23 protein-coding genes and 1 other RNA gene are annotated in these 18268 nt (G+C 59.4%); 17 read left to right on the top strand and 7 right to left on the bottom strand.

Translation table 11 applies throughout. The features are described 5' to 3' along the window. Positions 1-234 precede the first annotated feature (234 nt). Both AXW11_RS10550 and AXW11_RS10545 read left to right on the top strand, forming a co-directional pair. Entirely contained in the window at positions 235-1158 is a 924-nt protein-coding gene (locus AXW11_RS10550; RefSeq protein WP_041335201.1) for a hypothetical protein, read from the top strand. 73 nt (positions 1159-1231) lie between these two features. Continuing rightward, positions 1232-1981 carry a DUF8198 family protein gene (locus tag AXW11_RS10545; protein ID WP_085678905.1) on the top strand — a complete coding sequence of 250 codons (750 nt, stop codon included), beginning with the start codon at positions 1232-1234 and terminating at the stop codon, positions 1979-1981. 15 nt (positions 1982-1996) lie between these two features. On the opposite strand, the gene AXW11_RS10540 is transcribed toward AXW11_RS10545, so the two are convergent. Then, positions 1997-2275, bottom strand: coding sequence for a polyhydroxyalkanoic acid system family protein (locus AXW11_RS10540; protein ID WP_007153181.1), 279 nt, complete (start codon positions 2273-2275; stop codon positions 1997-1999). Positions 2276-2389: 114 nt separating this feature from the next. On the opposite strand from AXW11_RS10540, the gene ubiE reads away from it, so the two are divergent. The 9 genes from ubiE to AXW11_RS10495 all read left to right on the top strand — a co-directional run bounded on the left by ubiE (position 2390) and on the right by AXW11_RS10495 (position 8585). Beyond that, positions 2390-3181, top strand: coding sequence for a bifunctional demethylmenaquinone methyltransferase/2-methoxy-6-polyprenyl-1,4-benzoquinol methylase UbiE (ubiE, locus tag AXW11_RS10535; protein ID WP_041335196.1), 792 nt, complete (start codon positions 2390-2392; stop codon positions 3179-3181). Continuing rightward, positions 3181-3819: a ubiquinone biosynthesis accessory factor UbiJ gene (locus AXW11_RS10530; RefSeq protein WP_041335193.1), complete on the top strand. Its 639-nt coding sequence runs from the start codon at positions 3181-3183 to the stop codon at positions 3817-3819. Before ubiE ends, AXW11_RS10530 begins: the two co-directional genes overlap by 1 nt. Then, the gene (ubiB, locus tag AXW11_RS10525; protein WP_091642738.1) at positions 3816-5465 is read left to right on the top strand and encodes a ubiquinone biosynthesis regulatory protein kinase UbiB; all 1650 of its coding nucleotides are present in this window, start codon (positions 3816-3818) and stop codon (positions 5463-5465) included. Before AXW11_RS10530 ends, ubiB begins: the two co-directional genes overlap by 4 nt. A 14-nt stretch (positions 5466-5479) precedes the next feature. Beyond that, a complete protein-coding gene (hisI, locus tag AXW11_RS10520) occupies positions 5480-5917 on the top strand; it encodes a phosphoribosyl-AMP cyclohydrolase (protein ID WP_041332559.1) in 438 nt (145 codons plus the stop codon). Beyond that, positions 5910-6239, top strand: a complete 330-nt coding sequence (locus AXW11_RS10515) for a phosphoribosyl-ATP diphosphatase (protein ID WP_041332558.1) — start codon at positions 5910-5912, stop codon at positions 6237-6239. Before hisI ends, AXW11_RS10515 begins: the two co-directional genes overlap by 8 nt. Positions 6240-6327: 88 nt before the next feature. Then, a complete protein-coding gene (gene tatA / locus AXW11_RS10510) occupies positions 6328-6564 on the top strand; it encodes a twin-arginine translocase TatA/TatE family subunit (RefSeq protein WP_007153187.1) in 237 nt (78 codons plus the stop codon). 10 nt (positions 6565-6574) lie between these two features. After that, entirely contained in the window at positions 6575-7078 is a 504-nt protein-coding gene (tatB, locus tag AXW11_RS10505; RefSeq protein ID WP_041332557.1) for a Sec-independent protein translocase protein TatB, read from the top strand. Further along, positions 7075-7869 carry a twin-arginine translocase subunit TatC gene (gene tatC, locus AXW11_RS10500; protein WP_041332556.1) on the top strand — a complete coding sequence of 265 codons (795 nt, stop codon included), beginning with the start codon at positions 7075-7077 and terminating at the stop codon, positions 7867-7869. The genes tatB and tatC overlap by 4 nt, the downstream gene beginning before the upstream one ends. Beyond that, a complete protein-coding gene (locus tag AXW11_RS10495) occupies positions 7866-8585 on the top strand; it encodes a 16S rRNA (uracil(1498)-N(3))-methyltransferase (protein ID WP_036210496.1) in 720 nt (239 codons plus the stop codon). Before tatC ends, AXW11_RS10495 begins: the two co-directional genes overlap by 4 nt. A 1-nt stretch (position 8586) precedes the next feature. On the opposite strand, the gene AXW11_RS10490 is transcribed toward AXW11_RS10495, so the two are convergent. From AXW11_RS10490 to AXW11_RS10470, 5 genes are read right to left on the bottom strand one after another with little or no spacing between them, the layout of a single operon-like run. Continuing rightward, a complete protein-coding gene (locus AXW11_RS10490; protein ID WP_091642737.1) occupies positions 8587-9501 on the bottom strand; it encodes a DUF808 domain-containing protein in 915 nt (304 codons plus the stop codon). Between the two features lie 52 nt (positions 9502-9553). Beyond that, the gene (locus AXW11_RS10485; RefSeq protein ID WP_091642849.1) at positions 9554-10777 is read right to left on the bottom strand and encodes a UbiH/UbiF/VisC/COQ6 family ubiquinone biosynthesis hydroxylase; all 1224 of its coding nucleotides are present in this window, start codon (positions 10775-10777) and stop codon (positions 9554-9556) included. Continuing rightward, the gene (gene ubiH / locus AXW11_RS10480) at positions 10770-12050 is read right to left on the bottom strand and encodes a 2-octaprenyl-6-methoxyphenyl hydroxylase (RefSeq protein WP_091642734.1); all 1281 of its coding nucleotides are present in this window, start codon (positions 12048-12050) and stop codon (positions 10770-10772) included. The genes AXW11_RS10485 and ubiH overlap by 8 nt, the downstream gene beginning before the upstream one ends. A gap of 2 nt (positions 12051-12052) precedes the next feature. Next, entirely contained in the window at positions 12053-13375 is a 1323-nt protein-coding gene (gene pepP, locus AXW11_RS10475) for a Xaa-Pro aminopeptidase (RefSeq protein ID WP_036210505.1), read from the bottom strand. A 27-nt stretch (positions 13376-13402) separates the two neighbouring features. Next, positions 13403-13999: a UPF0149 family protein gene (locus AXW11_RS10470; RefSeq protein ID WP_041332555.1), complete on the bottom strand. Its 597-nt coding sequence runs from the start codon at positions 13997-13999 to the stop codon at positions 13403-13405. 140 nt (positions 14000-14139) lie between these two features. Between AXW11_RS10470 and AXW11_RS10465 the strand changes: the two genes are divergently transcribed. Continuing rightward, entirely contained in the window at positions 14140-14778 is a 639-nt protein-coding gene (locus AXW11_RS10465) for a DUF2796 domain-containing protein (RefSeq protein WP_258955202.1), read from the top strand. Between the two features lie 23 nt (positions 14779-14801). Here the strand turns inward: AXW11_RS10465 and AXW11_RS10460 are convergent, their stop codons facing one another. Continuing rightward, positions 14802-15344, bottom strand: coding sequence for a DUF3299 domain-containing protein (locus AXW11_RS10460; protein WP_091642733.1), 543 nt, complete (start codon positions 15342-15344; stop codon positions 14802-14804). 49 nt (positions 15345-15393) lie between these two features. Here AXW11_RS10460 and AXW11_RS10455 point away from each other — a divergent pair, with 49 nt between their 5' ends. The 5 genes from AXW11_RS10455 (at position 15394) to ssrS (ending at position 18254) form a co-directional block, all read left to right on the top strand. Further along, positions 15394-16134, top strand: coding sequence for an ABC transporter ATP-binding protein (locus AXW11_RS10455; protein WP_081899319.1), 741 nt, complete (start codon positions 15394-15396; stop codon positions 16132-16134). Continuing rightward, positions 16131-17405 (top strand): ABC transporter permease, encoded by a 1275-nt coding sequence (locus AXW11_RS10450; protein WP_041332553.1) that lies wholly within the window; start codon positions 16131-16133, stop codon positions 17403-17405. The genes AXW11_RS10455 and AXW11_RS10450 overlap by 4 nt, the downstream gene beginning before the upstream one ends. A 102-nt stretch (positions 17406-17507) precedes the next feature. Next, positions 17508-17714 (top strand): TIGR02449 family protein, encoded by a 207-nt coding sequence (locus AXW11_RS10445; RefSeq protein ID WP_007153200.1) that lies wholly within the window; start codon positions 17508-17510, stop codon positions 17712-17714. Then, the gene (locus AXW11_RS10440) at positions 17714-18010 is read left to right on the top strand and encodes a cell division protein ZapA (protein ID WP_007153201.1); all 297 of its coding nucleotides are present in this window, start codon (positions 17714-17716) and stop codon (positions 18008-18010) included. Before AXW11_RS10445 ends, AXW11_RS10440 begins: the two co-directional genes overlap by 1 nt. Before the next feature lie 64 nt (positions 18011-18074). Beyond that, positions 18075-18254, top strand: a non-coding RNA gene (gene ssrS, locus AXW11_RS10435) — 6S RNA. The last annotated feature ends 14 nt before the right edge of the window (positions 18255-18268 follow it).

The following is an 18268-nucleotide window of genomic DNA, read 5'->3' as shown; positions in this document are numbered from 1 at the left end:
AGTTACACGGAAGTAACCTTTCACCCCTATACTGGGAATAAGGCTTGATGAAATGGTTATTAGGCACTACACGTGCCTTTACGCACTGTTCGCCAAACGTCTATTGGCCCTGACTGAGCGTAAAAACAGTAATCAGTGCCAATACCTGCGGTGGCAGAAATCGGTACAACTGAATGTACCAGCGCCCATAAAGACCAATAAAAGGCAGGCATCAGGTGCTGAAGGAGAGCAGTCATGAAAGCGAGCCATGTACGAAAACTGATAAAACCGATCGATAGCGCATACTCGGAGATGTTCTCAGGGCGAGTCTTCCGCGTCGGCACAGGCGCCGTGTCCGTCCGCAATCACAGCGGCGAGGCCGAACAGACCGTTATTGGCGTCCACGGTTTTCTGGAAAATCACTGCTACTTCACCCAGGCCTACGAAGCACCAACCACCGAACTGATCCTGCTGACCTGCAGCAACTATCACATTCCCGTAAACGGCGTAACGCCCGAAGCACCGGACTGGGAAGTGCCTATCAAACACCTCGACGGCACTATCGAGTACGACGCCTGTATTCTCAACCAGGCCCTGGCGAACCTGCCCAGCACCGACAACATCCGCGTACATGGCCATTCTCGCGGCGGCGCCGTCATCCTTGAGGCCATCAATCAATGGCCGGAACTGTATGAAAACGTGGAATTGGTGCTGGAAGCACCCGTTCTGCCCCAGGGGCGTCTTTCTGCCCTGGTAACGGCGGTACTGGAGCCGGTGAGCCATGGCATGTGGCCCTGGCTGATTCGCCTGATAAACAGCGCTCCCTCATCCGCCTATGGTCAAACCTTCTTCGGCAAAATGAACCCACGCAAGAAGCAGCTGCTGGGCAAACTGTTTTCCGCCACCAAGGACCACCTGACCATTGTTCGCAACATAGAGAACCTGATGGCCTGGATGGAGAGGACAGACACCAGCGTGTACAGCAAGGTTCGTTACGGCACCTTCCTGATACCGGCTGTGGACCGAATACTGGACCGACAGGCCATGTTGGCCAGTGCACGCCAAAGCCCGACCACCATGCGGATTGTCGAAACCGAGGCTCCCAGCCACTTTATTACACTCGACAGCAAGGAATGGGTGCCGGGATTTGAGAGCCTGCCGGCGACGGCCCAGGGTTAGCACAGCTGCACTCGAGCCCCGGCTCCGCTAAACTGGCGCGTTTCTGTTGCAGGTCCAGTGGAGCCACACACCCATGTATCGTGAGCGCCTAGTCGCTACCCCAACCCATTCCGACAGCGCGCGACGGTTGCAGCAATTGCTGCTGGACTACCACGACTTCCGCCAGTACAAAGCCACCCACTCCCTGCTGGAACACACCTTCCGGATAGCGGACTGGCAGGCGGAGCGCCTGAAGGCCACCCACGCGGACCTCTACCAACACCCCGGCTACCACACCGGCCTGGAATTCCTGCTGACGGACCTCTACGCCCCCGCCGGCATGACCCAACGCGACGACAACATCGACCGCGTATTCCCGAAGATGGTGAAGTGGCTCCCGGACAACCTGCTGGACACCTTCGCCGGGCTGGTGGAGTTGAACCTGATTACCCAACGGCTGGACCTGGAGCTGGCCGAACTCTGCCATTCGAGCGGCCTTTCTCCCAGCGAACTTTCCAGCGACGCCTACTGCCAGATCTTTCGCAGCAGCCAGCAACTGGAACAACGGGAACGGCAGATTACCCTGGTGGCTGAGGTGGGGCACCAGCTCGACCGCTATGTCCGCAACCGCACCCTTGGCTGGCTGCTTTCAATGAGCCGGGCACCGGCCGAGATGGCGGGCCTCAGCGATCTGCACAGTTTCCTGCACCGGGGCTATTCCGCGTTCCGTAAAATGGACAATGTAGACCTACTGATTGACCGGCTGGTCACGCGAGAGAAGCGGGTCATGAAGAACATCCTGGACGGCCACCCGAAACCGTTTGAGCTACCGAGTGACCTTTAACGAAATAGGGGGAACTCAGGCCTTCAGAATCTGATCAAGCTGGGAGTGGATTTCCTGCTCAATACGCGATTTGAACGGCCGCAGCATCATGCCCAGTTCCAGGTGAACATGGAGATTGCTATCGGTGATTTCCAACTGGCCTTTCACGCCGCTGCGTTTGAACTTGAGATGATCCCCTTCCCACTGATAGTTCACATCAAACTGCTTTGACAGATCCTCAGCCAGGGTTTCCGCCGCCTGGCGGGCGTGCTCTTTGTCGAGGGAATGAGTGCGGCGTACATCAATTGTTGACATGAAACGGATATCTCCAGGATTTCGGGCGCGATTTATAGTGTAAGGCGGCATTAAACTTGTAGCCACCCCCGCAAGCGTTAGAATACGGGGTTCAGATTCTGACAGGACATGCCCATGAGCGAGCAACAACCGTCTACCGACCAGCCGCAGGCGGAAACACCTAAAGACGACGTTACCCATTTTGGCTTTCGCAACGTGCCGAAAAGCCAGAAAGCGGGTCAGGTCGCTGACGTGTTCCATTCCGTGGCCGGCAAGTACGACCTGATGAACGACCTCATGTCCATGGGAATCCACCGCCTCTGGAAGCGTTTTACCATTGAGCTTTCCGGCGTCCGCAAGGGGCACCAGGTGCTGGATATTGCCGGGGGTACCGGCGACCTGACCATGAAGTTCTCGGACCTGGTCGGCCCAACCGGCAAGGTTGTGCTGGCCGACATCAATGCGTCCATGCTTCAGGTTGGCCGGGGCCGGCTGATGGACCGAGGCTACGCCGGCAACATCGAATACGTGCAGGCGGATGCCGAACACCTCCCCTTCCCGGACAACAGCTTCAACGCTGTGAGCATTGCCTTTGGCCTGCGCAACGTTACCGACAAGGACCAGGCCCTGCGGGACATGACGCGGGTGCTGAAACCTGGTGGCAAGGTAATGGTACTGGAGTTTTCCAAACCGAAGAATCCGCTGCTCAGCAAAGCCTATGACGTGTATTCATTCAACGCGCTGCCGCTGATGGGCCAGTTGATTGCCGGCGACTCCAACAGCTATCAATACCTGGCCGAGTCCATCCGCATGCATCCGGACCAGGATACGCTCAAGGCGATGATGGAAGAGGCCGGCCTGGTGAATTGCAAGTACTACAACATGACCGGTGGCGTGGTCGCCCTGCATGTGGGAATCAAGCCCTGATGTTTCCCGGCCCAACCCTGCTGTCTGCCGCCACCTCTATCATTGAGAGCGCGCTCAACCGAGCGCTGGCGCTGGACCCCGCTGGCAAGCAGGCGCTGATGTCAGCGCTCACGGGGCCGGTACAGTTTTCGCTGGACGGGCTCGGCCTCACGCTGACGCTGCAACAGGCGGGAGATCGCATTCAGGTTGCCAGCCAGCCCTCGGAAGCTCCCGCTTTGATCCTGTCCGGCCGCCCCATGGCGTTCGCCGCCCTGGCCACCGGCGATGACGGAGTTTTCAGCGAAGGCCGCATTCACGTGACTGGCGATACCGCCCTGGCGCACCAGTTCCAGCGCGCCATCGACCAACTCGACCCCGACTGGGAAGCTGCCATGGCCGGGTATATTGGTGATGTGCCGGCGCATTTTATCGGCCAGCGCGTTCGCGGGGCTGTTCGCTGGAGCCGACAGGCGTTTGCGTCCCTGAACGCCAATGTTGAAGAATATATTCATGAAGAAAGCCGAAGCCTGCCCGGGCGCCGGGAGCTGGAAGCCACGTTTACCGATATCGACCGGCTGAACCTGCAGACCGAACGCCTGGAAGCCAGGGTCACGCGGCTGGAGCATCCCAGACAACAAGACCAAACGGAGACGCCGTGACGCGCCTGCAACGCCTGTTCCGCATTGCCTGGGTCTTCTGCCGCTACCGGCTGGACACCTTTCTACCGCTGGCGGAACTGCCTGTCCCCCTGAAAGTGTTTTTCCTGTTGGCCCCCTGGCACCTGTTTCCGAAACCCAAGCTGGACCGGGGGGACCGCCTACGCCTCGCGTTTGAAGAGCTGGGGCCGGTATTCGTCAAATTCGGCCAGATCCTGTCGACGCGACGGGACTTGCTACCCGACGACATGGCGCTTTCCCTCAAAAACCTGCAGGACCGGGTACCGCCTTTTCCTGGCGACGTCGCCCAGGGCATTATCGAAAAATCCCTCGGTGCGCCGGTGTCGGAACTGTTTGCGGAGTTTTCCCGCGAGCCCATGGCCTCTGCCTCCGTCGCCCAGGTGCATGCCGCCACGCTTCTCGACGGCCGGGAAGTCGTGGTCAAGGTCATCCGCCCCGACATTGAACGAGTCATCCGCCAGGACCTGGCATTGATGTACATGATGGCCGGTCTGCTGGAACGCTACTGGTCCGAAGGCCGTCGGCTGCACCCGGTGGAAGTGGTGGCGGACTACGATTCCACCATCCATGACGAACTCGACCAGCAACGCGAAGCCGCCAACGCCAGTCAGCTGCGCCGTAATTTCGAGAACTCATCGCTGATTTATATCCCCTCCATCGACTGGGACTACACACGCAAGTCCGTTCTGGTCATGGAGCGCATCCACGGCATCCCCATTGCCGACGTTCCGGCGCTTCGTGAAGCCGGCGTCAATCTGAAGGTACTGGCAGAGAAAGGGGTGGAGATCTTCTTCACCCAGGTTTTTCGGGACAGTTTCTTCCACGCCGACATGCACCCCGGCAATATTTTCGTGGATGTCAGCAACCCCGCGGACCCGAAGTACATCGCCATCGATTTCGGCATCGTTGGCACTCTTGCACCGGATGACCAAAGCTATCTTGCCCGCAATTTGCTGGCGTTTTTCCGCCGCGATTACCGCCAGGTCGCCGAGTTGCATATCCAGTCCGGCTGGGTGCCACCGGACACCCGGGTCAACGAATTCGAGGCCGCTATCCGCACCGTTTGCGAGCCGATTTTCGAGAAGCCACTGAAAGACATCTCCTTTGGCCACTTCCTGCTACGGCTGTTCCAGACGGCGCGGCGCTTCAACATGGAAGTGCAACCGCAACTGGTACTGCTGCAGAAAACCCTGCTGAATGTGGAAGGCCTGGGGCGTCAGCTTTATCCGGATCTGGACCTCTGGAGCACTGCTCAACCCTTCCTGGAAGCCTGGATGCGCAAACGCATCGGCCCGTCCGGCCTGATCAAATCCCTGCAGTCCCATTTGCCCGCCTGGCTGGAGCAGTCGCCGGAAATGCCACAGCTGGTACACGACGCGCTGGTGCAGTTACGCAACACGGGCTCCAACGACCACCCCAGTCGCGCTACACTGGAACTTATTCGTGAAAACCGGGCCCGGGCCGACCGGCGCTGGCGACGGGGGCTGGCCGCTGCAGCCCTGGCGGGGGTGGCCTGGCTGAGCCTCGACCACGACCTTGCCACCCTCGCACAGACCATGCCCGTTCATGGTTGGGCTCTACTGGCCGTGGCGGCCTGGCTGGTTGTAGGCCATGAACGGAAAAACTGACGGAAGTCATCTAAATGCAAGATTCAAACGCTAGAGTCGGGACGCCTGACTGGTTAGAGGAAATCCGCTGGAATGCGGATGGGCTGGTACCTGCCATTGCTCAGGACGCCGCTACCGGCGACATCCTGATGATGGCCTGGATGAACGCAGAGTCGCTCCGGCTGACCGCTGAAGAAGGCCAGGCCGTATATTGGTCCCGTTCCCGCGGCAAATTGTGGCGCAAAGGGGAAACCTCCGGGCACCAACAGGTGATCTCGGAAATCCGGCTGGACTGCGATGAAGACGTGATTCTTCTGAAGGTTGAGCAGAAAGGCGGTATCGCCTGCCACACCGGGCGACGAAGCTGCTTCTATCGCAAACTGGAAGGCGGGCAATGGACGAGCGTGGATCCGGTTCTGCGGGATCCCGGCGCTATTTACGGTGACAAACAGGGAGGTAGCAACCATGAGTGACATTCTTGAGCAATTGGCCCAGGTGCTGGAAGCCCGCAAGGAGGCCGATCCGGAAACCTCCTATGTCGCCAGCCTGCACCAGAAGGGGCTCAACAAGATCCTGGAAAAGGTAGGGGAAGAGTGCACCGAGACGTTGTTGGCCGCCAAGGACGCGGAGCACTCCGGTGAAACCCGGGACGTGGTTTATGAAACCGCCGACCTCTGGTTTCACAGCATGGTGATGCTGTCCCGGCTTGGCCTTGGCCCCAAGGACGTCATCGACGAGCTCGCCAGCCGATTTGACCTGTCTGGCCTTGAAGAAAAAGCCTCCCGGGAACAGTGATCCGGGCAACCCTGAAGAGGGTTTCCGGAAGCCCCCCGAAGTGGCGTACAATCAACCGTAACAGAAACCTTAAGACGAGGGTCCCGGCATGGGCATCAGTATCTGGCAACTCCTAATCGTACTTGGCATTGTTATCCTGTTGTTCGGAACCAAAAAGCTCCGCAACATCGGCGGGGATCTCGGCGGTGCCATTCGTGGGTTCAAAAAATCCATGAACGAAGACGACAAGAAGGACGATGACCCGGACGCCATTGCAGACGATGCCGACGCGAAAGCTCATGAAGCCCGCGCCGAAGAAAAGCCACGGGACAAGTCCCACAGCTGAGACGGGCTGAATGTTTGATATCGGCTTTGTCGAGCTGCTGATCTGCGGCGTCATTGCATTACTGGTTCTCGGCCCCGAACGGCTGCCTACAGCGGCCCGGGCAGCCGGGCGCTGGATTGGTGGTGCCCGCCGCATGGTGAGCCAATTCTCCTCGGAACTCGACCGTCAGCTCAAGGCGGAAGAGCTTCGCGAAGAACTGCGCAAAGCCGGCGACGTCGGTCTGGAAGATGTCCAGAAGTCGGTGCGCGGCGCCCTGGACGAGGCCAAGAAATACGAACACATGGTTCTGTCCGACGACGATAAGCCCAAACACCGGCCCGCACCTGCGACCCGTCGGATTGCCGAACCCGAAGAGCCCGTAATGGACCCTGAGGAAGACCCTACCTCAGCCAACGGTTCCGGACATGCCTCTCTGGCCCCTGATGATCCGCCACGAGAGGATGACAGCACGCACGACCATTCGGCCGATGGCACCCCGAAACAACAGGAAAGCACGCCGGATAACCGTTCATGACCACCCAGCCCGACGGCAAAAACGCCCAACGTCCCGAAGATGCACAGCCGGAAATGCCACTGATCGAGCATTTGCTGGAGCTGCGCAACCGCCTGCTGAAAATGGTGTTGGCGGTGATCATCTGTTTTGCCGCCATCTACCCGTTTGCCAATGAACTCTACCTGCTGATATCGCAACCCTTGCGGGACCTGCTGCCAGTCGGCCAGACCATGATCGCAACGGACATCACCTCCCCGTTCTTCGCGCCATTGAAACTGGCCCTGGTGCTAGCCGTGTTCGTGGCCATTCCGGTGATCCTCTACCAGCTCTGGAGTTTTATTGCGCCGGGCCTGTATGCCCATGAGAAGAAACTGGCGTTCCCCTTACTGTTTACGTCGGTCGTCCTGTTTTATCTGGGGGCGGCCTTTGCCTATTACGTGGTGTTCCCGCTGGTGTTCGGATTCTTCACCGCCATCGGCCCGGAAGGCATTGTTGAGTTGCCGGATATCAGCAGCTACCTCAATTTCGTACTGAAGATGTTCTTCGCTTTCGGGGTTGCCTTCGAAATTCCCATCGCCACCATACTGCTGATTCTCACTGGCGCCACCACGCCCGAAGACCTCGCTGCGAAGCGCCCGTACATCGTGGTGGGCTGCTTCGTAATCGGCATGTTGCTGACCCCACCGGACATCATCTCCCAGACCCTGCTGGCGGTGCCCATGTGGCTGTTGTTTGAACTCGGCATTCTGTTTGGTCGGCTCGCCAGGCGCGAGGTGGAAGCCCCTGATGCAATGGACGCCTCCAACGAATGAACCTGGCGCTACTGTTTCAGGATGATTTCGTGGCAACGGACACAGCCGTGCTCACGGGCCGCCGGCTGGCACACCTGCATTCAGTGCTGAAGGTTGCGGAAGGCGACCTGGTACCTGTGGGCCTGGTGGACGGCGATATTGGCACGGGTCGCGTGGTCAGGCTTAACGATACCGAGGCCGTACTCCAGGTGGAATTAACCACACCACCGCCAGCCCCACTGCCCTTGACGCTGATCCTGGCCATGCCACGGCCAAAGATGTTCCGCCGTGTACTGCAGACCTGCGCAACCCTTGGCGTCAAGGATATCTGGCTGATCAATGCCTACAAGGTGGAAAAAAGCTTCTGGCAAACGCCGTGGCTGTCGGACGACAATCTGCGGGAAAACATGGTACTCGGCCTGGAGCAGGCGCGGGACACCCACCTGCCCCGGCTGCACGTCCGCAAGCTGTTCAAGCCGTTCGTGGAAGATGAATTGCCGGCCCTGCTGAGAAATACCCGTGCTCTGGTGGCCCACCCCGGCACCAGCACGCCCTGCCCGGCACACATCAACGAACCCGCCACCCTGTGCGTTGGCCCGGAAGGCGGGTTCATACCGTATGAAGTCGACAAGCTGACCGAGGCGGGCTGCGAAGCGGTACACCTTGGCAACCGTATCCTCCGGGTGGAGACCGCCGTACCTGTGCTGGTCAGCCGCCTGTTCGACGCCTGCGTTTAGCTCAGGCCGAACGCGCCTTCCAGAGTTTTGTCAGTGGTGTGATCACCGCTACCAGAAAAGCCCCCGCTACAACGCCGAAAAGGCCGTCCGCAAGCACCGGAATAACGGCCTGGGCGACACTACCAAAACCTTCGACAAAGTGATGAATGGCCTCATACACCGGTGGCAGTCCATGGGTGAGAATGCCGCCACCCACCAGGAACATGGCGATGGTGCCCAGCACTGACAAGGCTTTCATCATCCAGGGAGCAAACCAGAGGATGCCTTCCCCAACCCGCCTGGCGAATGGACTTTCTTTCTGGCTGAGGTACAGACCGCCATCGTCCAGTTTCACAATGCCGGCCACCAGGCCATAGACACCGATGGTGATCATTACGGCGACGACCGTCAGCACCATGAACTGCATTCCGATGCTCTGACTACTGACCGTTCCCAGGGTGATCGCTATGATTTCGGCCGACAGGATAAAGTCTGTGCGAATCGCCCCTTTGATCTTGTCTTGCTCAACCGCTTTCAGATCGACCTCGGGATTTTTGAGGGCGTTGCGAAGTTCTTCTTTGTGCTGTTCATCTTCCTGCCTGTGGAGGAACCGGTGAGCGATTTTTTCAAACCCCTCAAAGCAGAGAAAGGCGCCACCCAGCATCAGCAGGGGAATCACCAACCAGGGCACGAAGAAGCTGATGGCGAGAGCGCCCGGAACCAGGATGGCCTTGTTGAGCATCGAGCCCTTCGCCACCGCCCAGACCACCGGCAGTTCCCGCGCAGGTTTCACTCCGGTCACCTGTTGGGCATTAAGCGCAAGGTCATCCCCCAGCACGCCGGCGGTTTTCTTGGTGGCCGCCTTGGTCATCAACGCCACATCGTCCAGAACCGTGGCGATGTCATCAATCAATACGAGGAGACTGCTGGCAGCCATAACGAATTCCTTTTGGTTCAACGATGTTTATAGTGCGCCCTGCAAACCATACTCAGGCATCCAGCCCCATGGCCTCGGCGGCAATACGATTCTTGATCGGCCCAAGCTGGTTCAGCCAGCGCATGCCGGTGTTGCGGAGCCAACGCAGGGTCAACTCATCGCGGCCAAACAGTTGCTTGAAACCTTCCATGGCCGCCATCATCGCGAGGTTCTCACCCTTGCGACGGCGCTGGTAGCGAGCCAGAACAAGCTCGTTGTCTGGATCAATGCCTTTGCTCCGGGCACTGGCAAGTTCATCCAGCAACGCACGAACATCCCCATAACCCAGATTCGCCCCCTGGCCGGCCAGGGGATGAATGGTATGGGCAGCATCTCCCACCAGCGCAAAGCCAGGAGCGATGTATTCCTTGGCATGGCGTTGACGCAAAGGAAACGCGTAGCGACGCGAGACCAGATCCACTGCGCCCAGTTCACGCTCTATCGCTCGTTCCAGTTCCGCTTTGAAGGCATGGTCATCCAGCCCCATCAGACGCCGAGCCTCTTCGGTATCCTGGGACCATACAATAGAACAAAAATGCTCATCGCCGGACTCTGACAACAGTGGCAGGAAAGCCAGAGGCCCTGTGGGCGAGAACCGTTGCCAGGCCGTATAACGGTGGCTCTGGGCCGTTCGAACGGTGCATACGATGGCCTGCTGGCCGTAATCCCACTCGCGGGTCGGTAGCCCCACCCACTGGCGCAATCGGGAGTGGGCACCGTCCGCCGCCACTACAAGCCTGGCGCCGAAGGTCTGGCCGTCTTCCAGGCGGATGCCTCGCGTGTGCCCGTCCTGCCACCAGCCACTCACCCTGACCCCGTCAATCAGGGTCACAGCGCTGTCAGCCAGAGCATCAAACAGTGCCCGCACAATTCGACGGTTCTCAATGATCGTGCCCAGCGCCGGGGCGCGAAGTTCTGCCGCCTCGAACTGGATGCGGCCGGTGCCATCGCCGTCCCACACCGTCATCGTCTGGTAGGGACAGTGACGACCAGCGGTTATGTCCGGCCATACCCCCAACTGTTCCAGCAGGCGTTGGCTGGCGACCGAAATGGCGCTCACGCGGGGGTCGAAATCTTCCACAGATAGCGCTTCTTCGGGGTCCTGCATCAAGGCCTTTCGGTCGGCACCTTCCACCAGCCCGACGTTCCAGCCCTGCCGAGACAAACCCAGCGCCAGGGCCGAGCCCACCATGCCGCCGCCAACCACCAGGATATCGAATTGCGGTTGCTCACTCATGGTCATTGCGTTCCGAGAAAACGTTGTCAGGAGTACGAAGCTCGGCCCGGCGCCCACCCAGGCCCATAGCCTGGCGGGCAAACCAGCGCTTGGCGCCGGGTAGCAGATCCAGCCCCATCAGGCCGGCGTCGCGGGCGGTGGCCACCAGGGGTAGATGATTACCGAAAAGCTGGATCAGTGAGTCGGAAAACCGCGCAGTCTGTTGCCAGTCCCGACGATGACGAGCCTGATAAGCGTTAAGCACGCCAAGGCTGCCCAGGGGTTGCTGCTGCTCGACAGCCACACGGAACTGTTCCACCAGAGCCATCAGGCCTCTCAAGGCCAGGTTGAAGCCCTGACCGGCAACCGGATGAAGGGTGTGCGCCGCATTGCCTACCAACACCACACCGGGGCGAACCGCCTCATCCACGGTTTTCAGGGTCAGCGGGTAGTGGCTGCATTCCCCGATGCGGGTAAAACGCCCCAGGCGCCAGCCAAAACGATGCTGCAGTCGCTGGCACTTATCGTCATCGCCCAATGACAGCAGTTCATCAAGAGCCTTACTGCTCAACGTCCATACCAGGGCGGCGTTTGTGCCGGCGCGAGCTGGCGAGCCGTGAGGCAACAACGCCATGGGGCCAGCATCGGTGAAACGTTCAAACGCGGTAAACTCATGACTATGGGAGGTGGAGACATTGGCGATCAGGGCATGCTGATCATACGCCTGTTCATTGACCCGGAAGCCCAGTGTTTCACGCAGGCCGGAACGGCCGCCGTCAGCCACTATCAGGCACTGCGCGGTCAGTTCCCGATTTCCCGTGTCGGCGCCCAGGGTAACGCGAACACCCTCCGATAGCGGCTGCATGGCTGTCACTTCCGCCGGTGCTTCCCAGACCACATGGGTCTGCAGAAGTTCCCGCATCAGGCACAGCCCCATCCAGCGGTTGTCCGCGACATAGCCCAGAGCCTCCTGTTGGTGCTCGGCGGCGTTCAAGCGCGTGGCCCCGAAATGCCCACGATCCGATACATGAATATGGCGAATGGGCGTGGCATGCTCGGAAAGCCGTTGCCACAGGCCCAGTTCTTCAAAGATCAATCTTGAGCCCCAGGCCAGCGCCGTGGAGCGGGCATCGTAGCTGGGCTGGTAACTGTCAGGCAGGGCGTCCGGAGACAACGGAAACGCCTCTACCACGGTCACCCGCAGTTGCGGCAAGGTTCTCGCCAGCGCCAATGCCAGGGTGGCTCCTGCCAGCCCACCACCGGCGATGATGATATCGGTATCGTGCTGGTTCACGGTCAGTCGGCCATCAGCGCTTCAATCTCGGGAATGGTCTTGGGGACCGCCTCGGTGAGTACCCGACAGCCCTCTTTCGTCACCACCACGTCATCCTCGATGCGAATGCCGATACCACGCCATTTCGCATCCACGCTGGTGTTGTCCGGCGCCACATATAGCCCGGGCTCCACGGTCAGTGCCATGCCCGGCTCCAGTTCGCGCCACGCATCGCCCACCTTGTAGTCCCCAACATCATGCACATCCAGGCCAAGCCAATGGCCGGTACGGTGCATGAAGAACGGCTTGAATGCCTGTTCCTCGATGGCCTGCTCTACCGTCGTATCCTTGAGCAGGCCAAGATCGATCAAGCCCTGGGTAAGTACTTTCAGTGCGGCCTGGTGGGGATGGTCCCAGTGATTCCCGGGACGAACTTCCTCAATGGCCGCGTACTGGGCCGCCAGCACCACTTCATACAGGGCCCGCTGCTCATCGCTGAACCTTCCGCTGACCGGGAAGGTACGGGTAATATCGGAGGCATAGCATTCCAGTTCACAGCCTGCATCGATAAGCACCAGGTCGCCATCGTTCAACGGGGCGCTGTTTTCAATGTAGTGGAGGATACAGGCGTTCTGGCCGCCCCCCACAATCGACGGATAGGCCGTGGAGCGGGCACCGTTTTCCATAAACGTGTGGATCAGTTCGGCTTCCAGGGCATATTCAAAGACCCCTTTGCCGGCCCTCTTCATCGCCCGCTTGTGGGCCTCACAACTGATCTCGCCGGCCCTTGCCATCACCTTGATTTCCGCCGCGCTCTTGTACAGGCGCAGGTCGTGGAGCAAGTGTTCCAAGGCTACGAACTCGCCGGGCGGATGGGCCCCCGAACGCACCTTGCTGCGGATCAGTTTGACCCAGTCCATCACCTTGGCATCAAAATTATGATCTTTGCCCAGTGGGTAATACACCCGGCTGCGGCCTTCGATCATGCCGGGCAGGATGTCGTCAATATCGGCAATGGGAAAGGCATCGTCCAGGCCGAAGGTCTCGATGGCACCCTCGGGGCCTGCCAGGAAGCCATCCCAAAGCTCCTTTTCCGGGTTTCGTTCCTTACAGAAAAGTACGGACTCTCCATGCTCCCGGCCGGGAATCAGAACCAGGACCGCTTCCGGCTCACCAAACCCCGTCAGGTAATGGAAGTCACTGTCCTGGCGAAACGGATGCAGGACATCCCGGTTGCGCACCCGTTCAGGGGCGGCTGGCAGTATGGCAATGCTATCCGGCGCCATTCTTTCCATCAGCCGGTGCCGGCGATCGTTGAATTCCTTGACGGGTATCAGTGAAGCCATGAAGTCTCCCACGGGTATCAGCGTTGTTCAGTGCAAAGTCGGGGTATTGGGTGACGGCTTTTCCGGCGGATTGAACTCAGTAAACACCGCTAGCGCCCCCAGCCGTACATATTCGACGATTTCCATCAATTGTTGTTCGCTTTCATCGTCCGGCTCGTCATCATCGGCCACCTGACTGATCGCCACCAGATCTTCAATGAGTTCGCGAATCTCGTCCGGCGCCTCACCCAGTGCCTGACCAGCGGACAGCGCCATGCCCTCGAGGAACCCACGCACCCAAGAGGTGAGTGCTTCCAGTCGCTGCTCGATGGCGTAATCATCGTCCGGCAGCAAGGGCTGAAAACTCATATCGGTGGCCTTGAGCAACTCGAGCGTCTGGCTATAGGCCGAGGCCATAAATTCCCGCAATTCGTCCGATTCGTCGGTCGCAGTCTGGGGCAGGCCCATGTGCTCACACACCATGGCCAGCCATTCTTCTTCATTGATACGAGCGCCGGCAGCGAGCCGGCCACAAAGCACGCCATGGAGCTCTGATGGATGACTGAAAGCCTTGTGAGCGGTGAACATATTCGCCCAGCGCTCAAAGGCGACGGCGCGGGCGTTGGAGGTGTCGGTTTCGGACATGAAACGGGACGGTCCTGTATGAATGAGTGAAGGCCCTATCCTAGCATTCAGGCGCATTTAAGACACTTGCCCTCTTGATTCCGGAGCGGGAAAGAGTAAATTATGTTATAACATATCAATTTCAAGGAGAGCCGCCTGCCATGTCCGCTAAACGCTTACCCCCCAACCGTCCACGCTCGCTGCATACACTTGGATGTATGGTCGCCGCCTGCAGCCTGGCACCGATGGCGCTGGCCGCCGACAATCCCGGCGCCCACGAGCACGGCCATGCCCGATTGCAGATGGCGGTGGAAGAAAACCGTATTGACCTGATGCTCAATTCCCCGGCCTACAACCTCGCCGGGTTCGAGCATGGCGCCCGCACAGAGGCGGAAAAAAGCCGGTTGGCGGACATTACCCGCTGGCTGGAAACCACGCCGCTGGTCAACACCGCAGCGGCCGACTGCCGCGTGACAGCCGCAGCCGTGGAACTCGGCGGGGAAGACGAAAACCATGGTGGGGAGACTCATCACGGCCACGACAAGCACGATCATCACAAGGCCGAACATCACGACGAAGGACATCATGACGAAGAACATCATGGGGAAGCCACTCATCGGGAATACGACGTATCCCAGCAACTGGAATGCAACCGCATCGACGCCGATCAGGAATTCACATCGGCACTGATGGAGAGGTTCGAGGGCATGGAGGAGCTCACCGTCGAATGGGTCAGCCCCTCTGGCCAGGGTAGTGCCCGGCTGACACCCTCAAACCGGGCATTTACTGTCAACAACTGACCTATGAACGCCCTGCAGAGACATTACTCCTCGTAGGGTGAGACGTTCTCCGCCACGATGGAGTAGGAGGACGAAGCAATGTCGTTCTCGGTCTTCTCGATCTTCAGGGTGCCCTCAATCCACACCGGATCGTAGAGTGCTTCCAGCTTGAAGCCCTTCTTGTACTTCACATGGATGATCTGGTTTGGAGGAGGTGGCGGCACGTGTATGCAGGCGCCATAGTATGGCACCAGGAAAAACTCCAGAATGCGCATATCCTGTGTGGTTTTCAGCGGCACGACGAAACCCGGAATCCGGCCCGACCGGCCATCCATTTCAGGCACCACGCGGCCTGTCATGATCTCGTCCGGCAATGTGGCAGGGCCGTCACCCTCGTGGGAGACTTCTGGCATATTCTCGAGTAGGTTGAGATCCTCCTCTGGCATCAATTCCAGCCAGTCGATCTCTTGCGAGGCGTCTTTTGCGCTAACGGCGGCTGAAAGACTGAAGGCCGCGACCAGCGCCACCATACACAGGATGGCAAACAGAGAGCGTTGCCGCGAGCGGGATTCCAGAGGTTCTGACATAAAACTGACGTCTCCTGTAACGATTCAGGGATCATACACCGGATGACCAATGCCTGACATGACCGGCAAGACAGACTTGCACAAAGATAGTTCCGTAACCTCAGAGAGTTCCGTAACCCCACGGCAAACCCTCCGCATCAGCGAACTCACTTTTCGCTGGGACCGGACCCAGCCGGGCATTCGCTATCCTGACGTAACACTGAACAGCGGTGAACACCTTTTCCTGCGAGGCCCCAGCGGTAGCGGCAAGAGCACACTCCTGAGCCTGATGGGAGGCCTGATCGTGCCGGACACCGGTCGCCTGGAATTACTGGGCACAGACCTGGCAGGCCTGACCAGCGGCCAACGCGACCGATTCAGGGCCGACCACATGGGCGTTATCTTCCAGCAGTTCAACCTGGTGCCCTACCTGAGCACGCTGGACAATGTCACACTGCCCTGCAAGCTTTCACGGAAACGCCGAGCGCGGGCCTTGTCTTCGCCGGAGGCAGAAGCGAAATCCCTGCTGACTGCCCTGGGCATCCCCCAGAGCCATTGGCACCGGCGTGTTACCACCCTCAGCGTCGGGCAACAACAGCGAGTAGCCGCCGCCCGGGCACTGACCGGCGCCCCGGAACTGATCCTCGCCGACGAGCCCACCTCGGCCCTGGACAGCGACAACCGGGACCGCTTTATCGAGTTGTTGCTGGGGCTGGCGGCGGAAAAACACTCATCCGTTGTCTTTGTCAGTCACGACAAGAGCCTGGCCCAACGCTTTAACCACCAACTGGCCCTGGAGGTGACCCCATGAACCTGCGGCTGGCACTGTCTCTGGCCATGGCAAGCCTCTGGTATCGGCGCAGGGTACTGGCGCTGGTAACCCTGACCCTGACGCTCAGCATCACCCTGCTTCTGGGCGTTCAGTACCTTCGCACCGAAGTGAAGCAGTCCTTTACCAGCACCATCTCCGGCACCGACCTGATCGTGGGCGCTCGCAGCGGTCAGCTGAACCTGCTGCTGTACACGGTCTTTCACATCGGTGACGCCACCAACAACATCCGCTGGAGTACCTACGAGAAACTGCAGGAGGATGAGCGCATCGGCTGGCTGGTGCCCATATCCCTGGGTGACAGTTATCGCGGGCACCGGGTTGTCGGCACCAGCGAGCAGTTCCCGGAACATTTCCGCTACGGTCGGGACCAGAAACCCGCATTGGCCGAGGGAGAATGGTTCGCCGATGTCTTCGACGTGGTGTTGGGGGCCGAAGTAGCCCGCAAGCACGCTCACCAGACTGGCGACAGGGTTGTCCTGTCCCATGGCGGCGGCAAGACCAGCTTCTCCAACCACAAGGACACTCCGTTTACGGTCACTGGCATCCTCGCTCCCACTGGCACACCGGTGGACCAGGCAGTTTACGTCAGCCTGGAGGGCCTCGAAGCCATCCATATTGGCTGGGAATCCGGTGTTGCCATCCCCGGGCGAACCGTCACGCCCGAACAGGCCAGGCAGAGGGACCTCACACCGGACGCGATTACCGCGGCATTCGTGGGCATCGACCGGAAAGTGCTGACTTTTCAGGTTCAGCGCCAGATCAACGAATCGCAGCTCGAACCGTTGTCGGCGATTCTCCCGGGGGTGGCGCTCAGCGAACTCTGGCGAATCATGGGTCAGTTCGAAAAAGCCTTGCTGGGCATCACCGGCTTTGTCGTGGTCACCAGCCTGGTCGGGCTCGTGGCCGTGTTGCTGACTCTGCAAGCGCAGCGGCGGCAGGAAGTGGCGATTCTCAGGGCTACCGGGGCTTCGCCCGCCCTCATCGCGGCATTGCACGTGATCGAATGCATTCTGCTGGCCATTGCGGCCTGCGGGCTCGCGATCCTGGCCGGAGCGGCCGGCATCGCGGCTCTTAGCCCCTGGCTACTGGATACATGGGGCGCTCAGGTAGGCTTGCGGCCGCTGAATGCAACGGAATGGTCGATCCTCGCCAGCGTCCCTCTTGCAGCGTTGCTCGTGGGACTGATTCCAGCACTCCAGGCCTGGCGAGGCAGCCGAAAACAGGGGCTGGGACACGTGGCCCCAGAGTGACGGACATCACGCAACGCGGGCCATGACATCCCTGTAAATTGACCAGCTTGCAGTCCACACTTATAGTTAGTTCACTTCTTTGATACAGGCGTTGGACGACTCATGGAACAGTCCGAACTACAGGCATTGGCGGACAAACTCGACAGATTGATCGAACACTGTCGCAAACTGGAACGTGACAACGCGATGCTGCGCGAGCTGCAGGACGACTGGAACCGTGAGCGAGCGCAGCTCATGCACAAGAATGATCTTGCCAAAAACAAGATTGAAGCCATGATAGGCCGCCTCCGGGCCCTGGAGCACCACTGATGCCACAGCAGCCGACAACCGTCGAAGTCAAGATTCTCGACAAGGAATACCTGGTCGCCTGCCCCCAGGAAGAGCAGGAAGCCCTTCTCCGCTCCGCCAGGCACCTGGACACCAAAATGCGGGAAATACGGGCCAGCGGCAAGGTATTCGGTACCGAACGTATCGCCGTGATGGCGGCACTCAACATCACCAATGAGATGCTTGAGCGGGACACCATGTCGGACACCGCCAGTTCAATTCTCAACGCCATGGACGAAAAGCTCGATACCGCACTGGGTGAAGGCACCGGTAACTAGTCCTTACACAGGAATCCGATTCAGGTGTTGCAATCAGCCCCGGCAATGCCCGTATAATGAAATTAACTTCCTGGGCTGTTCGCTGGTCGGATTCGTCCTCGAGCCGATGCGCACTACCCAGGTGGCTACTTCAGGGCATTGTGAGCACGTCCCCATACGGGGAAAGCCTAATATGTCACAGCGGCCACCGACCTTGAACTTTGGGTTCAAGGGCCACATCCGATAACGGCAGCCCGGGAAGCTTTACTTTCAACCAGG

It is taken from the genome of Marinobacter sp. Hex_13 (assembly GCF_001566815.1).
In the GTDB taxonomy this organism is placed as follows: domain Bacteria; phylum Pseudomonadota; class Gammaproteobacteria; order Pseudomonadales; family Oleiphilaceae; genus Marinobacter; species Marinobacter salarius.
The sequence above is the reverse complement of the archived record's forward strand: the minus strand, read 5'-3'. Positions and strand labels throughout refer to the sequence as shown.

Coding starts and splice junctions, on each gene's coding strand:
- AXW11_RS10550 (WP_041335201.1), top strand. CDS start 235: ATGAAAGCGAGCCATGTACGAAAACTGATAAAACCGATCGATAGCGCA.
- AXW11_RS10545 (WP_085678905.1), top strand. CDS start 1,232: ATGTATCGTGAGCGCCTAGTCGCTACCCCAACCCATTCCGACAGCGCG.
- AXW11_RS10540 (WP_007153181.1), bottom strand. CDS start 2,275: ATGTCAACAATTGATGTACGCCGCACTCATTCCCTCGACAAAGAGCAC.
- ubiE (WP_041335196.1), top strand. CDS start 2,390: ATGAGCGAGCAACAACCGTCTACCGACCAGCCGCAGGCGGAAACACCT.
- AXW11_RS10530 (WP_041335193.1), top strand. CDS start 3,181: ATGTTTCCCGGCCCAACCCTGCTGTCTGCCGCCACCTCTATCATTGAG.
- hisI (WP_041332559.1), top strand. CDS start 5,480: ATGCAAGATTCAAACGCTAGAGTCGGGACGCCTGACTGGTTAGAGGAA.
- AXW11_RS10515 (WP_041332558.1), top strand. CDS start 5,910: ATGAGTGACATTCTTGAGCAATTGGCCCAGGTGCTGGAAGCCCGCAAG.
- tatA (WP_007153187.1), top strand. CDS start 6,328: ATGGGCATCAGTATCTGGCAACTCCTAATCGTACTTGGCATTGTTATC.
- tatB (WP_041332557.1), top strand. CDS start 6,575: ATGTTTGATATCGGCTTTGTCGAGCTGCTGATCTGCGGCGTCATTGCA.
- tatC (WP_041332556.1), top strand. CDS start 7,075: ATGACCACCCAGCCCGACGGCAAAAACGCCCAACGTCCCGAAGATGCA.
- AXW11_RS10495 (WP_036210496.1), top strand. CDS start 7,866: ATGAACCTGGCGCTACTGTTTCAGGATGATTTCGTGGCAACGGACACA.
- AXW11_RS10490 (WP_091642737.1), bottom strand. CDS start 9,501: ATGGCTGCCAGCAGTCTCCTCGTATTGATTGATGACATCGCCACGGTT.
- AXW11_RS10485 (WP_091642849.1), bottom strand. CDS start 10,777: ATGAGTGAGCAACCGCAATTCGATATCCTGGTGGTTGGCGGCGGCATG.
- pepP (WP_036210505.1), bottom strand. CDS start 13,375: ATGGCTTCACTGATACCCGTCAAGGAATTCAACGATCGCCGGCACCGG.
- AXW11_RS10470 (WP_041332555.1), bottom strand. CDS start 13,999: ATGTCCGAAACCGACACCTCCAACGCCCGCGCCGTCGCCTTTGAGCGC.
- AXW11_RS10465 (WP_258955202.1), top strand. CDS start 14,140: ATGTCCGCTAAACGCTTACCCCCCAACCGTCCACGCTCGCTGCATACA.
- AXW11_RS10460 (WP_091642733.1), bottom strand. CDS start 15,344: ATGTCAGAACCTCTGGAATCCCGCTCGCGGCAACGCTCTCTGTTTGCC.
- AXW11_RS10455 (WP_081899319.1), top strand. CDS start 15,394: ATGCCTGACATGACCGGCAAGACAGACTTGCACAAAGATAGTTCCGTA.
- AXW11_RS10450 (WP_041332553.1), top strand. CDS start 16,131: ATGAACCTGCGGCTGGCACTGTCTCTGGCCATGGCAAGCCTCTGGTAT.
- AXW11_RS10445 (WP_007153200.1), top strand. CDS start 17,508: ATGGAACAGTCCGAACTACAGGCATTGGCGGACAAACTCGACAGATTG.
- AXW11_RS10440 (WP_007153201.1), top strand. CDS start 17,714: ATGCCACAGCAGCCGACAACCGTCGAAGTCAAGATTCTCGACAAGGAA.